Annotated in this window: 12 protein-coding genes; 5 read left to right on the top strand and 7 right to left on the bottom strand. The window is 71.7% G+C overall.

Annotation, left to right across the window (positions count from 1 at the left end):
* Nucleotides 1–3: 3 nt before the first annotated feature.
* The 7 genes from CKCBHOJB_RS01705 to CKCBHOJB_RS01735 all read right to left on the bottom strand — a co-directional run bounded on the left by CKCBHOJB_RS01705 (nucleotide 4) and on the right by CKCBHOJB_RS01735 (nucleotide 7,053).
* The gene (locus CKCBHOJB_RS01705) at nucleotides 4–1,038 is read right to left on the bottom strand and encodes an alpha-ketoacid dehydrogenase subunit beta (RefSeq protein ID WP_281050309.1); all 1,035 of its coding nucleotides are present in this window, start codon (nucleotides 1,036–1,038) and stop codon (nucleotides 4–6) included.
* A gap of 16 nt (nucleotides 1,039–1,054) precedes the next feature.
* The gene (locus CKCBHOJB_RS01710; RefSeq protein ID WP_281050310.1) at nucleotides 1,055–2,065 is read right to left on the bottom strand and encodes a thiamine pyrophosphate-dependent dehydrogenase E1 component subunit alpha; all 1,011 of its coding nucleotides are present in this window, start codon (nucleotides 2,063–2,065) and stop codon (nucleotides 1,055–1,057) included.
* Between the two features lie 651 nt (nucleotides 2,066–2,716).
* The gene (locus CKCBHOJB_RS01715; RefSeq protein WP_281050311.1) at nucleotides 2,717–3,031 is read right to left on the bottom strand and encodes a DCC1-like thiol-disulfide oxidoreductase family protein; all 315 of its coding nucleotides are present in this window, start codon (nucleotides 3,029–3,031) and stop codon (nucleotides 2,717–2,719) included.
* A 107-nt stretch (nucleotides 3,032–3,138) separates the two neighbouring features.
* Entirely contained in the window at nucleotides 3,139–3,417 is a 279-nt protein-coding gene (locus CKCBHOJB_RS01720) for a type II toxin-antitoxin system HicA family toxin (protein WP_281050312.1), read from the bottom strand.
* Between the two features lie 98 nt (nucleotides 3,418–3,515).
* Complete coding sequence (locus tag CKCBHOJB_RS01725) at nucleotides 3,516–4,811, bottom strand: hypothetical protein (RefSeq protein ID WP_281050313.1); 1,296 nt, start codon at nucleotides 4,809–4,811, stop codon at nucleotides 3,516–3,518.
* Nucleotides 4,812–4,850: 39 nt separating this feature from the next.
* A complete protein-coding gene (locus CKCBHOJB_RS01730; protein WP_281050314.1) occupies nucleotides 4,851–5,297 on the bottom strand; it encodes a DUF393 domain-containing protein in 447 nt (148 codons plus the stop codon).
* A 97-nt stretch (nucleotides 5,298–5,394) separates the two neighbouring features.
* Complete coding sequence (locus tag CKCBHOJB_RS01735; RefSeq protein WP_281050315.1) at nucleotides 5,395–7,053, bottom strand: ATP-binding domain-containing protein; 1,659 nt, start codon at nucleotides 7,051–7,053, stop codon at nucleotides 5,395–5,397.
* A 213-nt stretch (nucleotides 7,054–7,266) separates the two neighbouring features.
* On the opposite strand from CKCBHOJB_RS01735, the gene CKCBHOJB_RS01740 reads away from it, so the two are divergent.
* The 5 genes from CKCBHOJB_RS01740 (at nucleotide 7,267) to CKCBHOJB_RS01760 (ending at nucleotide 15,826) form a co-directional block, all read left to right on the top strand.
* A complete protein-coding gene (locus CKCBHOJB_RS01740; RefSeq protein ID WP_281050316.1) occupies nucleotides 7,267–9,279 on the top strand; it encodes a TonB-dependent receptor in 2,013 nt (670 codons plus the stop codon).
* 29 nt (nucleotides 9,280–9,308) lie between these two features.
* The gene (locus CKCBHOJB_RS01745) at nucleotides 9,309–10,214 is read left to right on the top strand and encodes an ABC transporter substrate binding protein (protein WP_281050317.1); all 906 of its coding nucleotides are present in this window, start codon (nucleotides 9,309–9,311) and stop codon (nucleotides 10,212–10,214) included.
* The gene (locus tag CKCBHOJB_RS01750) at nucleotides 10,211–11,533 is read left to right on the top strand and encodes a diguanylate cyclase (RefSeq protein WP_281050318.1); all 1,323 of its coding nucleotides are present in this window, start codon (nucleotides 10,211–10,213) and stop codon (nucleotides 11,531–11,533) included. The genes CKCBHOJB_RS01745 and CKCBHOJB_RS01750 overlap by 4 nt, the downstream gene beginning before the upstream one ends.
* A 124-nt stretch (nucleotides 11,534–11,657) precedes the next feature.
* Entirely contained in the window at nucleotides 11,658–15,134 is a 3,477-nt protein-coding gene (gene recC, locus CKCBHOJB_RS01755; RefSeq protein WP_281050319.1) for an exodeoxyribonuclease V subunit gamma, read from the top strand.
* Between the two features lie 89 nt (nucleotides 15,135–15,223).
* Nucleotides 15,224–15,826 carry a YigZ family protein gene (locus tag CKCBHOJB_RS01760; RefSeq protein ID WP_281050320.1) on the top strand — a complete coding sequence of 201 codons (603 nt, stop codon included), beginning with the start codon at nucleotides 15,224–15,226 and terminating at the stop codon, nucleotides 15,824–15,826.
* Nucleotides 15,827–15,862 lie beyond the last annotated feature (36 nt).

Here is a 15,862-nt window from a genome sequence, read left to right on the forward strand (position 1 = left end):
TGATTAGTCGAGCTTGAAGCTCATCAGGCCGCGCGCGCTGGCGACGATGTTGTCCACCTGCGGAATGGCGAACTGCTCGAGCGGGCGGCTGAAGGGAATGGGCACATCGGGCACCGCGAGGCGGCGCACGGGGGCCTTGAGACGCAGGGTGTCGAGGTTCTCGGCGACCAGCGCGGCAATCTCGCCGGACAGCCCGTAGCTGAGGTAATCCTCGTCGGCGACCAGCAGGCGGCCGGTCTTCGCCACAGAGGCCAGCACCGCGGCGCGATCGAGCGGCACCAGGGTGCGCAGGTCGAGCACCTCGGCGGAGATGCCCTCGGCGGCGAGCTGGTCGGCGGCGAGCACCGACTTCTGCACCATCTGCGACAGGGTCACGATGGTGAGGTCGCGGCCTTCGCGCACCACCCGCGCCTGGCCGAAGGGGATGGTGTATTGCGCTTCCGGGACCTCGGTGGTGCTGCCCTCGAAGTAGGACATCCAGGACAGGCCCATGATGCCCTTGTGGTAGAGGAAGACCACCGGGTTGTCGTCGCGGATCGCGGACGTCATCAGGCCCTTGGCGTCGTAGGCGTTGGACGGCACCACCACCTTGAGGCCGGGCACGTGGGCGAAGATCGAGTACAGGCACTGCGAGTGCTGGGCGGCGTCGTTGTAGCCGCCGCCGATGCCGGTCGTGATCACCAGCGGAACCTTGCAGGCACCCCCCGACATGTAGTGGTTCTTGGCGATGTGGTTGTAGATCTGGTCGAAGCAGACGCCGAAGAAGTCGACGAACATCAGCTCCGAGATCGGCCGCAGCCCTTCGGCGGCAGCGCCGAGCGCGGCGCCCATGAAGCCGGTCTCCGAGATCGGCGTGTCCATCACGCGCTCGGGGCCGAACTGCTCGAGCAGCCCGGTGGTGGCGCTGAAGATGCCGCCGTACTTGCCGACGTCCTCGCCCATGACGAAGACACGTGGATCGCGCGCCATCTCCTGCGCGGTCGCTTCCGAGATCGCCTGGGCCATGGTGAGGCGGCGGGTGGTGGTGGTCGTGCTCATTGCGGTCTCCTGGTCTTTATTCGGCGAAGACGTGCAGCAGCGCGTCCTGCGGTTCCGGGTAGGGGCTGTTGCGGCCGAAGTCGTAGGCGGCCTGCACGCGCGCCGACACGCGTTCGCGCAGTGCGGCGTCGGCCATGTCGTCGAGCAGGCCGCGCGCGCGCAGCGTGGCGCCGAGCGCCGGGATGGGGTCGTGCTGGCGCAACGCCTTGGCTTCGCCCTTGGGGCGGTAGGTCTCGGGGTCGCCCTGGAAGTGGCCGAAGTAGCGGTCGGTCTTGACCTCGATCAGGGTCGGGCCCTCGCCGCGGCGGGCACGCGCCACCGCCTCGCCGGCGGCTTCGAACACCGCCAGCGCGTCGTTGCGCTCCACCAGCACGCCGGGAATGCCGTAGGCCACGGCACGATCGGCGTTGGAGGCGATCGCGGTGGACGCGGACTTCTCGACCGAGATGCCGTACTTGTTGTCCTCGACCACGAACACCACCGGCAGCTTCCACAGCGCGGCGAGGTTGAGCGCCTCGTGGAAGGCGCCCTGGTTGGCGGCGCCCTCGCCGAAGAAGGCGATCGCCACCGCATCGGTGCCCAGCTTCTTCGCCGCCAGCGCGGCACCGCAGGCCTGCGGCGCCCCGGCACCGACGATGCCGCTGCAGGAGAACTTCACCGCCGGGTCGAACAGGTGCATGTGGCCGCCCTTGCCGCGGCCCAGGCCGGTGGCTTTGCCGTACATCTCGGCGGTCATCGCGTTCAGGTCGACGTCCTTGGCGATGGCGAAGTGGTGCGGGCGGTGGGCGCCGACCACGGTGTCGTCGCGGCGCAGGTGGGCGCACACGCCGACCGCGACCGGTTCCTGGCCGGCGGCCAGGTGCATCTCGCCGGGCACCGGGCCGGCGCCGATGTCGAAGGCCAGGCCCTTCTGGATCTTTGGCGGGAGCTTGGCCTCGAGGTAGACCCGGGCCATGGTCTCCTCGTACTCCCGGATCTCGATCATCTTTTCGTACATCCACAGCAGTTGCTCGCTTGTCGCTTCCATCGCTGCAAAGCCTCCTCGTCGATTGGGTGGTCTGGTCGCGCCGTGGTCGGGAAGCGGGGTTGGCCGTGCTGTCCGTGCTCGCCCCGCCTTGCCACTGCGTCTGGGGCTTGCATTGCAACTTCGGTGCCACTGCGGCTGCAGGTTTCTGCAGCTCCTGGAAGAAGCAACAAAAACAGCTACTTGGTATGAGCTGGGCACGCTCCGGCGGGGCGCCTGGGGCGCTGCGTGCGGCGGACGACTGTCGCAGCGGGGGCGACACCTGTCGCGTGCGGGGTGCAACAGATGCGACTGAGATGCGAGCGGTCGTGCAGGCTAAGGTGTTGATTCATTGGGGGCCGCCTGCATGGCATCGAACGTGCGATGACGCAGCCTCGGGGAACAGTGCCCGGCTTGCGTTCCATGCCGGGCCGGCCTCCCCGATCTCATCCAATTGCACGAGAAGAAAAGGAGACTCCCATGCATCAGCACCATCGCCCGCGACCGGGCGCATCGAAGTGCGCGCTGCAGTCATGACCAGGACCATCACTGGCTTGGAAGTGCGGCGGCTGGTGCTGAGACAGCCGTCGCGTCCCGCTTGCGACAGATGCGACAAGCGTCACCGTGCGGCGGGCGGGGCAAGGAAATAAGTCGAAGGCGGGCGGGAAATGCTGACTAGTCGCGCCCGCTCGCACGCAGACGGCGCAGCACGCTGGCGCGATAAAGCGCCGACAGCAGACGGCGAAGGCCTGGCAGGCCGATCAGCCAGGCGAGCGGACGCAGCAAGCGCACATGCGACAGCAGCAGGATGTAGGCGTCCAGTTCGCGATGGATGCGCCCCTGGGCGTCGGCGACGTGGAGTTCGCGCAGGGCGAGGCCGGGGTCGATGCCCTGCGCCTGCAACTCCTCGTCGCGTCCGGTGATGTCGATCCGGCACACGGTGTCGGCCTCGTTACCGGCGAGTGCCTCGTGCTGCTGGCGGTCGCGCACTCGGCGCGGACGGGCGCCGTCGTATAGACGGTCAGACGCTTGGCATCGGGTTCTATTGCAGGTCGATCGACTCGGCTAACGGCAACGCGACGCCGCATGGTGGCCGCTCATTGTCCACCCTCCTCGTACTGCGAGGGCGTGACGCCCGCGCTGGCGAGGAACTCCCGCAAGGCCTTCACCGCCTGCTTGCCGAACTCGTTGCTGTGGTGCGGGTGGTGGAGGTAGAACTCGTGGCGGTTGATGACGATGCGAAAGCGCGCACCGTGGCCCGATTCGACCACCGCGCCAAGGTGGTGGAGCAGCGACTCCACCTCGCGCCACTGCAGGTTTCCAACCGGGGGATCGCGGAAGATCGCTTCCAGGGTGTGGCGGTGCTTGCTGCTCATGGCGGACCTCTCGAGGCAATGGCGACTGCTTCATCGTAGTCCGTCATGGCAGCGCCTGGCGGTGGGCCATTGGGAAAATTTCGCCTGCTCGGGGCGCTTCAAAAGGCGGTTTTCGTCGTGCGAAAGCGGTAGGCGAAGGCCGAGGGCGCGACGACCGAATCGCCGTCGAGCGCGCGCGTGCTGCCCCACTCCGTGAGGCGGGAACGGCCGTCCAGCCGGAAGCGGCTGCGGATGGTCCAGAAATAGCGGGTGCCCGGCTCCAGCGCGGTTTCCAGCCGGTGCTCGGGTGCAGGCAGACCCTGGCGGCGATACACGATCCGCTCCGGCGCCTGGTGCATCTCCTGCGCGATGACGAGGTCGTAGCTGACCTCGCGCACGCGTGCCATTTCCGCCGGTGCGAGGGCGACATCGCTCGCGCGCGGAAAGGCTTGCCAGCGCAGTGTCGGGCGCAGGGTATCGACGGCAGTCCATTCGAGGATGTCACCGAGGACGGACTCGCCGCTGAGCTGGCCGCGCGTCGGAGGCGAGATGGGCGCGAGCCCGAAGGCGGTCGACAGCGCGCCACCGGCGGAATGGGCGCGACGGTCGGGCAGCGGGAGGAGTTCGAAGACCTGCTCGTAGATGTGTTCGCCGAGCGCGCGGTAGCCGGCCTCGAGTTCCGTCTTCAAGGGGCGGCCGTCGTCGGCGGCCCATTCCGCGAGCGTGCGGTGGCGGCCCTGGTACAGGTAGTCGGCCACGAGGCGTTCGCCATCGTCCGCGGTGGCCAGCACCCGCACGCGTGCGCGCAGGTGGACGCCGACGGGCGCGTTGATCCCGCTGCCGCGCGTACCCGCCTCGACGAGGCCGGTCTCGACCACCGAGTCGACGCCGAACGCGGCGAACGAACGGTAGTCCCCGGTGGCCGCGGCCTCCTGCGCCAACGCGGGGGGCACATCGCGAAGACGGGCGCCGCGCAGCAGGGCGGCAGCGGAGACCTGGTCGCGGAGGGCGGCCTGCACGGTCCGTATCTCCACCGCCTGCGCGAGGTGCGCCTCACTCGCCGCTGCCACGCTCGCGTCAGGCGCCTCGGCCGCGCCGGCAATGCCGCCCACCAGGCCGGCCACGCCGCAGAGGCCGAGTATCACCAGCAAGGCCGCACCGCAGGCCGCGCCGCTGCAGCCACCGCCCCCGCCCGACAGGCAGGCGGCAAACGTGCCCCCCGCGCCGGTGAGCGCACCTTCCCCCTTGCCATGGGCAAAGCCGTGGAAGCCCAGCGTCGGCGACTGTTCGGTCGCGACTACGGCAACCTCGCCCAGCGTCGCCTGGTAGGCGGTGTCGGGCGGTCCGGCATCCAGGGTCGCACATCCGACCAGTCCGACACAGGCGAGCAGCACCACGCCCGAGGCGCTTGTCATGGGAGTCTCCTGCGCGATCGCCCGTCCATCCGGTGTCCGCTATCGATCGGGCGGCGCGGACCTGTCGCCATGCGGGGCCCCGCGCTGTGGCGGCACCCCCGCGCCCGCATCGGCCGGCATGCGGCCGCTCGCACGCAGGCGGCGCAGCACGCTGGCGCGATAGAGCGCGGAAAGCAGCGGGCGGACGCCGGGCAGGCCGATCAGCCAGGCAAGCGCTCGCAGCCGCGGCACGCGCGACATCAGCAGGATGTAGGCGTCGAGCTCGCGCCGTACCCGCCCCTCGCCGTCGGCGACATGCAGCTCGCGCAGGGCATGCTGCGGGTCGATGCCGCGGGCACGCAGCTCGTCGTCGCGGCCGGTGATGTCCACCCAGCACACCGTGTCCGCCTCCGTGCCGGCGAGCGCTTCGTAGCGCTCACGGTCGTGCACGCAGCGCGGGCAGGCGCCGTCGTAATAGACGGTGAGCTTGCGTTCCGGTGTGCTCATGGTGATGGTGTCCGGGTGTCCGCGGGCGTCGGCCCCCTGCGCCGGCCTTGTCGATCGAAACCCCCTGTCTGCATCTTAGTCGGCCGGGGGCGAGGCATCACGGTCCGGGTGGTGCGAGCTGCGCCGCGCTGCGCTCCGACGCCACCATGATCAGCTTCATCGTCGCCCGTGTGGCGCCGACGAAGAGCTTGCGCATGGTGAGCTCGTCCATGGCCTCGAAGTCGATCTCGGTGAAGATGATGCAGGGCGCGGACTGGCCCTTGAAGCGGTAGACGGAGTCGATCAGCAGCTCGCCCTGCGAGTGTTCCGGCTCGCCGAGCAGGTCGTAGCGCCCGGTGAAGGCGCGCAGGCGATGGGGGCCGAGGTGCTCGAGGGCGGTGAAGCGCGAGTGCTCGCGGCCGCGGAAGGTGAGCAGCACGATCATCTCGCGCCTGAAGCCGAGGCCGAGCGCACGGGTGATCGCGCGCTTCGTGGCCTCGAGCAGACCGGCGTCGTCGTGCCAGGCGAAGAGCTCGGGCTCGCTGTCGGCGACCGGGCTGCCGGCGCGGATCGGCGCGGGCAGCGGCAGGCGGGCGTTGAGCAGGGCGAGCACGTCGGCCGGGGTGCGGTAGTTGGTGTCGGCGGTCAGGCCCACCCAGCCCGGCAGCGCCACCGGCGGGCGGTCGTAGAGGTTCTGCAGCGGATCTTCCAGCCACCACGCCCGCCCGCCGGGCTCGAGCAGCGCGAGCAGGGCGTCGCGCCAGGGCTCCATGAAGTCCTGGCCCTCGTCGATGATCAGTTCGTCGAACTGCCAGTCGGCGGTGGTGTGGGTGGTGACCAGCGCGGCGAAGTCCGCCTCCATGCGGCGGAAGGCACCGGGCGCACCGAAGTGCGGCTTGCGCCCGGCATCGCGCAGGCGGCGGTCGCACAGCTGGTGGAAGGTGGCGACCTCGCCGCCGGCCGGCGCGATGCGGGCGAAGTGGTCGGCGAGCGGGCGGTTGTAGCACACGTAGAGCGGCCGCCGGCCGGCGGCGAGCGCATCGGTGTAGGCGGCGAGCGCGAGCTGGGTCTTGCCGCTGCCGGCGGTGGCGATCACGCGCAGGCGGTGCGGGTGCATGTCGATGCGGCGCGCCCATTCGGTGAGGCCGCCCGACAGGCGGGTGGTGAGGTCGTCGGCCTGGCCGATGTGGGCCTGCACGTCGGGCACCAGTTCCAGGATGTCGGCGAAGAAGCGGTGCAGCGCCTGCAGGCGGGCGGGCTCGGTGGGCGCATCGCCCGCCTGCGCGGCGGTCAGTTCCTGCACGATGGCGGCGAAGGCGTCGCGCCGGCTGGCGTCGACGATGCGTGCCGGATCGAGCCCGGCGCTGCCGGGCTGGCGCACGTGGTAGTCGGGGCAGAAGAGCAGGATGTCGAGCTGCGGCTCGGCGCCGTCCAGCAGCGGGCGCAGGCGGGTGCGCAGCTCGTCGGCGCTGCGCGCGAGTTCGACGCTGATGTGCTGCGCGCGCCTGCGCCCCGGTCGCATCAGGCCCTCGGCGGTCTCGTCGAGGAAGCCCGCATGCTGCTCGATCAGCAGCACGCGCCCGTCGGGGCCGACGACGGCGAACGCGATCTCGCCGAAGATGAGCTGCGCGCCCTCGGCGCGGGTCCAGTGCAGGCCGTGGTAGATCGTCCACGCGCGCGGCAGGGCCGCGGCGAGCAGGGCGAGGGTGGCGCGCTCGCGTCCGCGGGCGCCGGCGGCGGGGAGCTGTTGCCAGCCTTCGGGGTGGGTTCGGGCCATGGGGATGTCGTCGGGGTGCCGGCGGCTGCGGACGCGGTTCGGTAGGGGTTGCGTGTGGTGCCGGGCGGCGCGTCCGCAGTTTAGCAAGGCGGTGGCGCCGACCCGGTGCCGAGTGTGCATATTCTCGCACTCGTGGCCGCGCGCCGCTGGACGCCATCCCCGGCGCATGTAAAGCTTTTGGCTAATCCATTCAGAATCTTGCAGGACCCCATCGTGCCCGCCCACCGCCTTCCGCCGCGTGCCGCCGCCGTGACGATCGCCATGTTCGCCGGCGGTGTCGCCCAGGCTGCCGACCTGTTCTTCGAAGACATCCCGATCGTGCTCACCGCCTCGCGTATCGCGCAGTCGCCGCTGGATGCGCCGGTGGCGGTCAGCGTGATCGACCGCGAGATGATCCGCGCCTCCGGTTTCACCGAGATCCACGATCTGCTGCGCCTGGTCCCCGGCTTCCTGGTCGCGGACTGGCCGGAGGGCTCGCCGGTGGTGGCGCGCCATGGGCTCGGCGATGCCTACGATCGCCGCATCAAGGTGATGGTCGACGGCGTCACCGTGAACCGCCCGCTGTCGGGCGATACCGCGTGGACGGACCTGCCGGTGCGGGTCGACGACATCGAGCGCGTCGAGGTCGTGCGCGGTGCCAACGGCGCAGCCTACGGCGTCAATGCCTTCGATGGCGTGATCAACATCATCACGCGCTCGCCGGCCACCGAGGACGGTACGGCCCTGGTCACGCGCGTCGGACGCAATGCATTCCAGGATCACGGCTTCCGCATCAATGGCCACACCGAGGGCGCGATCGACTGGCGGCTGTCCGGTTCGCACCGCCGCGCGCAGAACTTTCGCGCCCGCCCCGACGACAAGACCGGCGAGCCGACTTACGGGGAGGATGTGCGCAACACGCTTCTCAACTTCAGTGCCACCGCGCAGCTAGGCGCGCGCGACGAGCTCGACGCGTACGTGGCGCTCAACGACGGGGTTGCCGAGCGCGGCACCGTAGAGGACTGGCAGGAGCAGCCGCGCGACGAGGAGACGCGCTCGCGTTTCCTTCATCTGTCCTGGCGGCATACCCTCTCGGCCCAATCCGATCTCAGCCTGCACCTGAGCCACCAGGACGAGCGCTTCCGTGCGGCCTGGATGACGGCCGGCGAGGTGATGGTGCCGATCGACATGAACACCGACGGCCGCCGCGACGAGTTCGAGCTGCAGTACACCAATCGCCCCGCCGAGGACTGGCGCCTGCTGCTCGGCGCCGGCGTGCGTCGCGAGACGGTGCGCTCGCTGCGCTACTTCAACACCGGCACCTCGCTGTCGGGGACCAGCAGCCAGCTCTTCGGTTCGCTGAGCTGGAACCCGCTTGCGGCGCTCAAGCTCGATGTTGGTGGCACTTATGAGGACCACCATTACAGCGGCTCGACCTTCTCGCCCAGGGTGGCGATGAACTACGCGCTTACGCCCGAGTCGGCCGTGCGCGCGTCGGCCGGTGTGTCCTACCGGGCGCCCGGCTTCTTCGAGTCGAGTGCGTACGAGACAATCCGCATGGACGATAAGGTGCGCTGGGTCGGGGTCCGCCAGACCACCCCGGTCGAGCCCGAGCGGGTGCGCCATTTCGAGCTCGGTTATGTGGCGCAGTTCAGTGAGCTTGGCCTCAACCTCGACGTGCGCGCCTTCCACGAGCGCTATCTGCGCTACCTCGACAGCCGCAGCTGCATCATTGGCGAGCCGGGCTGCACGCCGCCCGAGGACTACGATCCCTTCCCGCATGCAGCGGACCGACCGCCCAAGCAGTTCCGCTTCGTGAACTCCGCGGCGCTCACCCGCCACGGCGCCGAGTTCAGCGTCGACTGGCGCCGTCCCGGCTGGGGCCGGATCGTGCTGTCGCAGGCCTTCATCGACATCGATGCCGACGCCGAGGCGTCCGACCGCGACTTCGACCGCAGTTCGCCGACCACGATCACCTCCCTGCTGGTGCTCAAGGAGCTGCCCGAGCGCTGGCAGGCCAGCCTGGGTTACTACCGCCACAGCGACATGTACTGGCTGAACCAGGGCGACCGCGTGCCGGCGACCAACCGCTTCGATCTGCGCCTTGCGCGTCGCTTTGGCCCGCCGAGTGCCGACAACGAGGTCGCGATCGTGGCCCAGAGCATCAATGGGCGATATCCCGAGTTCTACGCCCGCAAGTTCCGCCACGAGCCGCAGCTCTTCGCCACGCTGCGCCTGTCCTGGTGAGTCGATCGATGCAGCGGCGGCGGTGGGGTATGCAGGGGCTGCTGCGCCTGTTCGCGCTCGCGCTGACACTGCTGTGCGCACCCGCCTTCGCGCTCGACGTCGCGGTCGTGGTGTCGCAGCGCGAGGGCGCGCACAAGGCCTTCGCCGACGCCTTCAAGCGTGCGGCCGCCAGCCTCGGCCACCGTGTCTTCGACATCGGCAGCCCGGCCGAGGGCCTGGACGACGTCGCGCTCGCGCGCGCCGACCTGGTCGTCGCCAGCGGCGAGGCGGCCGCCGAGCTCGCGCTCGCGCGCCACCTGCGGCCGACGCTGGTGACGATGATCGCGCGCAGTCGCTTCGAGGCCTTGCGCAAGGCGCACCCGCAGGCGCCGCTGTCGGCCTGGCTGCTCGACCAGCCGCTGGAGCGCCAGCTGCGCCTGCTGCGCGCGGTGCTGCCCGAGCGCAAACGGGTGGGTCTGCTGCTCGGCGCCAACGCCGATGCCGAGGCGCGGCTGCACGGCGTGGCCGCCGACTTCGGCCTCAGCCTCGCCACCCGCGTGGTGCGCAACGACAAGGAGGTGATCGCCAGCCTGGAGGAGGTGCTGAGCGCCAGCGAGGTGCTGCTGGCGCTGCCCGATCCGATGCTGACCAGCCCGACCGCGGCGCGCTCGATCCTGCTCACCAGCTACCGCTACCAGAAGCCGATCATCGCCTTCTCGCGCGCCTATGTGAACGCCGGCGCGCTGGCGGCGGTGTTCATCACCCCCGAGCAGGTCGCCGGCGACCTCATCGACTGGCTGCGCAGCCAGAACGGCAAGCCGCTCGTCCTGCCGCCGCCGCGCGCCCCGGTTTCGTTCGAGATCGCGGTCAACCGTCAGGTCGCGCGCGCGCTCGGCATCAACGTTGCGGACGACGGGGAGCTGCTGCGCCTCACCGCGGAAGGAGGCCAGCCATGAGCGGCGATCGACTGACGCTGCGCATCCGTCTGCTGCTCACCGTGCTGCTGCCGGTGATGCTGCTGTCGGTGGCGATGACGGGCGTCTCGCTGTTCCGCGGCGCGCGCGTGGCCGACCGCGAGATCGCCGAGCGCGGTCTCGCCATCGTCCGCTTCCTCGCGCCCGCGGCCGAGTACGGGGTGATCTCGGGCAGCCGGGGCAGCCTGGACGGCCTGATGCAGGCGCTGCAGGCGCAGAGCGACGTGGCCGCCGCGGTGCTCTACGATCGCCGCGGCGACGAGCTCGCACGCATGGGAGAGCCGATGCTCGAGGACGCCGCGGAAGCGCGCTCGGCGAGCGCCGCCGTGCATCTGTGGCGGCGGGGCCAGCGCGCCGCCTTTGCCGCGCCGGTGATGTCGGTGCCGGTGGAGGTCGATGAGCTCGCCGGCGCCGAGTCGGTGCTGGCGCCCTTGCCGGTGGGCTGGGTTTACGTGGAGCTCGACACCCGCGCCTACGACGCGCGCTGGCGCGCCACGGTGCTGACCGCGATCGGGCTCGCGACCGGCGCGGTGGTGCTCGCGATGCTGCTCGCGATCCGCCTGGCGAACGTCGTCGGCGCGCCGGTGGCGCGCCTGGTCGAGGCCGTGCAGCGCATGGCGCGGGGCGATCTGGACGTGCAGGTCGGCGGGCGCGCGGGCAGCGAGGAGCTGTACACGCTGCAGCAGGGTTTCAACTCGATGGCGCGCGCGATCGCCAATGCGCACAAGACGCTGCAGGCCCGCATCGAGCAGGCCACCGCGCGCCTCGCCCACCAGGCGCTGCACGACCCGCTTACCGCACTGCCCAACCGCCGCGCCTTCGAGCAGGCGCTGGAGAAGATGCTCGCCGCCTCGCGCCGTGCCGGCGATCGCGGCGCGCTGTGCTTCATGGACCTCGACCACTTCAAGCCGGTCAACGATACCGGCGGTCATGCGGCGGGCGACGCCCTGCTGCGCGTCGTGGCGGACCTGATCCGCAGCCGCCTGCGCAGCGAGGACATCGTGTGCCGGGTCGGTGGCGACGAGTTCGCGCTGATCCTCCACGGCTGTACCGCGGAGGATGCCGAACGCATCGCCGACGACCTGTGCGCGGTGGTGCGGGATCTGCGCTTCGAATGGGAAGGGCGCGAGTACCGCATCGGTGCCAGCATCGGTTTGGCGATGATCGACGGCTCGGTGGACAGCGTCGCCGACATCGTTCGTGCGGCCGACCAGGCCTGCTACACGGTCAAGCGCGAAGGGCGGGGACGGGCCATGGCCTGGCGGCCGACGGATGCCGCCGCGCCGCCTCCCGCCGAATGAGGGGCGCTGCGCGCGGCGGCCGGGCGACGCCTGCTTCGCGTGCCGCGGGGGGGCGTGGCCGGCTCCGTATAATGGCGATCCACCCGACGCCGCGCGCTCGCCTGCGCGCTCCTCCGCGCCCGCCATGTTCCACCTGAGCTTCTCCAACCGCTTCGAGATCCTGCTCGATACCCTGCTCGACCGCCTCGGTGCCGAGCAGCCCGGGCCTTTCGGCCAGCGCCAGGTGGTGGTGCCGAGCAGCGCGCTGCGGCGCAAGGTCGAGCTGGCGATGGCGGACCGCGAGGGCGTGTGCGCCAACCTGCGCTTCGACTACCTCGCGCAGTGGCTGTGGGCGCAGATCGGACGCGTGGTGCCTGTGGCCGAGCGCTCGCCGTTCTCCGCCGCGCTGCTGGCCTGGCGCATCCATGGCCTGCTCGACGCCGTGCATGAACGCGGCGCCTGGGTGGCGGCCCATCCGCGCCTGGCGCGCTACCTGGAGGGCGCGGACGCGCGCATGCGCTTCGAGCTCGCCGGGCGCATCGCGCGCGTGTTCGACCACTACCTGACCTACCGCCCGCAGTGGCTGGCCTTGTGGGCGGACGGGCGCGGCTCGGCGCTGGGGCCGGGGGCGAGTGCCGTCGAGCGTGCCGACGAGGCCTGGCAGGCCGAGCTGTGGCGGCGCATCCGCGACGGCATGGGGCTGCGCCAGGAGCATCCGGCCCAGGCCTTCCTGCGCCGCGTGACCGCGATGAGCGCCGAGGAGCTGGCTGCGGTCGGCCTGCCGGCCACGGTGCACGTGTTCGCGCTGCCGGCGTTGCCGCCGCTCTACCTCGACCTGCTGCGCGAGCTGTCGCGGGTGGTGGAGGTGCGGCTGTACGCGCTCAATCCCTGCCGCGAGTTCTGGTTCGACATCGTCGATGCGCGCCGCCTGTCCTGGCTGGCGGCGCAGCAGAAGGACATGTTCTTCGAGACCGGCAACGGCCTGCTCGCGGCCTGGGGCAAGCAGACCCGCGCCCACATCGGCCTGCTGTTCGAGGGTGAGCACGCGGTCGAGGACGACGCCGCGTTCGCGCCCCATCCCGGCCGCCAGCTGCTGGCACGGCTGCAGAACGCGATCCTCGACCTGCAGGAGCTGCCTCCGGCGGGATTGCGCCTGGCCGCGACCGACCGCAGCGTGGAGGTGCACGTCTGCCACTCGCGCACCCGCGAGCTGGAGGTGCTGCACGACCGACTGCTCGGCCTGTTCAAGATGCATGCCGGCACCGCCGATGCGCTGCGCCCGGCCGATGTGGTGGTGCTGACGCCCGATCTCGAGACCACCGCGCCGCTGATCGAGGCGGTGTTCGGCACCGCGCCGCCGGCACGCCGCATTCCGTGGCGCATCACCGGCCTCGGCGGCACCCGCGACAACCCGGTGGCGCGGGTGCTGGACCAGGTGCTGGAGCTGGCCGCCAGCCGCTTCCCGGCGAGCCGGGTGTTCGACCTGCTGCAGCAGGCGCCGGTGGCGGCGCGCTTCGGCCTCGACGAGGCGGCGCTGGAGACGGTGCATGACTGGCTGCGCGCCGCCGGTGTGCGCTGGGGGCTGGACGCGGCTACCGATACCGAGGCCGGCGCGGCGCCCGCGCACACGCTCGACGAAGGCCTGCACCGCCTGTTCCTGGCCTGGGCCGCCGGCGAGGCCGCCGATCAGGCCAGCTTCGCCGGCCGCATCGGCGCCGCCGCGCCGGAGGGGCAGGCCGCACTCGCCCTCGGCAGCCTGTGGCGCTACGCCGACAGCCTGCGCCGGGTGCGCGACCTGCTGCTGCGCGAGCACGATGGCGAGGGCTGGCGCAGCGTGCTCAACGAGGTGCTCGATCGCCTGGTCGGCGACCCCGCCGAATACGCCGATGCCTTGCGCGAGCTGCGCGCGGCGATCGCCGCGCTCGCCGACGACATCGCCGCCGCCGAGCTGGCGGCCACCCTGCCGCTGGCGGTCGTGCATCCGGCGCTCGCCGCGCTGCTCGACGACCCGGCGCGCGGTGGCGTGCCCGGCGGCACGGTCACCTTCTCCGCGCTGCCGGCGCTGCGCAGCCTGCCCTACCGCGTGGTGTGCGTGATCGGGCTCGACCACGGCGCCTTCCCCGGCAGCGAGCGCCCGGCCGAGTTCGACCTGATGACCGCCCGCCCGCAGGCCGGCGACCGCCAGCGCCGGCTCGACGACCGCAACCTGTTCCTCGACCTGATCCTGTCCGCGCGCGAGGTGCTGCACCTGTCCTACGTCGGCCGCAGCGTGCGCGACGGCAGCGCGCTGCCGCCCTCGGTGCTGGTGGACGAGCTGCTCGACACCCTCGCCACCGCTTGCGCCAGCACGGCGGGCGATGCCGAAGCGCTGGCCGAGGCGCGCAAGCGGCTCACCGTGGTCCATCCGCTGCAGGCCTTCGCCGCCGACTACTTCATCGCCGGTGCGCGCGCCGACGATAGGCTGGCGAGCTTCAACGCCGACTACGCGGAGGCGCTGGCCAGCCGGCTGGCGGCCTCCGCCTCGCCGGCGGGCGCTGCGTCCGGGCCGGCCGCGTCCGTGATCGCGGCGGCCGAGGACGAGGACGATGCGGCCGGCGTCGAGGATGCAGGCGACGAGGAGGCGGTCGCCGATCCGGCCGCTGCCGCGCCCTTCTTCACCGCGCCGCTGCCGCCGCCGGATGCGGCCTGGCGGGAAGTGGACCTGCTGCAGCTGACCCGTTTCTTCGCCAACCCCTGCCGTTACCTGCTGCGCGAGCGCCTGGGGCTGGACCTGCCGGAATCCGCCGAGGCGCTCGACGACGTCGAGCCGCTGCTGCCCGACTGGCCGGGCCAGCGCGCGCTCGCCGCACGCCTGCTGCCGGTGATGCTGGCCGAGGAGGAGGGGGCTGCCGCCGCAGCTGCCGCCGGCCTGCCGTCGCGAATGGAAGCGGCGTCCGTGGCGCACGCCCGCCTGTGGGCGCTCGCGTGCGCCGGCAACGAATACCCCGTCGGCAGCCTCGGCGAGGCCGCGCTCGCGCGCGAGTTCGACTGCCTCCTCGCCTTCGCCCGCCGCCAGCGCGCGCTGCTCGCCGCGCCGGCGCAGCCGCCGCACCTGGCGCGCTTCGAGTGCGGCATCGACGGCGAGGCCTGGTCCTTGAGCGCGAGCTTTGCCGACCTGCGTGCCGACGGCCTGCTGCGCGCGCGCTACGACGACACCCGCGCCGGCGACTACCTCGGCGCCTGGCTCGCCCACCTGCTGCTGTGCGCGGCGCCGGCGCCCGGCGTGCGCTGCGAGACCCGTGGCTTGTCGCGCGATGGCGAGTTCCGCTTCGCGGCGCTGGAGCCCGCGCACGCGCGTGCGCAGCTCGAGGCCCTGCTCGGCCTGTACCGCGAGGGGCTGCGTGGGCCGCTGCACTTCTTCCCCAAGTCGGGCTGGGCCTATGTGACGAACGGGGACAGCCTGCACAAGGCCTCGGCCCGATGGAGCGGCGGCATGCGCCCGCAATTCGGCGAGGCCGCCGACCCGGCCTACCGGTTGGCGTTGCGCGGCGTCGAGCAGCCGCTGGACGAGCGCTTCTGCGCGCTTGCCGGCGCGGTGTTCATGCCGCTGTTCGAGGCGCTGGACGACGAGCGCCTGGGCTGAGGGGGGGGGCGTCGCCGTACGCGAGCCCGTCAGGGGACTGCGACCGGATCACCCGGCCCTTGCCGCGGGCGTCGGCTAGAATCGCCGCCATGCCGCAGACCCTCGCCGCCCCCGTCCATAGCGAACTGATCATCAAGAAGAGCCGCTTCATCGGCTGCGTGCAGCCGATGGCCGACCGCGCCGGGGCGCAGAAGGTGGTGGCGGACCTGTGGGCGCAGCACCCGGGCGCGCGCCACGTGTGCTGGGCCCTGCTCGCCGGCGGGCAGTCGGCGGCGGTGGACGACGGCGAGCCGAGCGGCACCGCCGGGCGGCCGATGCTCGACGTGCTGCGCCACCAGGACCTGGAAGGCGTGCTCGCCACCGTGGTGCGCTACTTCGGCGGGGTCAAGCTGGGCGCCGGCGGCCTGGTGCGGGCCTACACGGATGCGGTGGCGCAGGCGCTGCTGCAGGCGGAGAAGGTGCCGATCGTGCGCCTGGCGACGCTGCGCTGCGTGCTGCCCTACGCGCTGGAAGGCCTGCTGCGGCGCGAGCTCGATGCGGCGGGCGCGACGCTGCTGACGGTGGCGCACGGCCAGGCGGTGGAACTGTGCTTCAGCCTGCCCGAGGATTCCGCCGCCGCCCTGCGCGCTCGCCTCGCGGAGGCGGGGCAGGGGCGGATCGAGTGGCTGGCCGCGCCGGACGAGGTCGCCTGAGCAGGCTCGATCGCATCGCTTTCCGGTGTCGTGGGA

Origin of the sequence: Thauera sp. GDN1 (assembly GCF_029223545.1) — a bacterium.
GTDB lineage: Bacteria > Pseudomonadota > Gammaproteobacteria > Burkholderiales > Rhodocyclaceae > Thauera.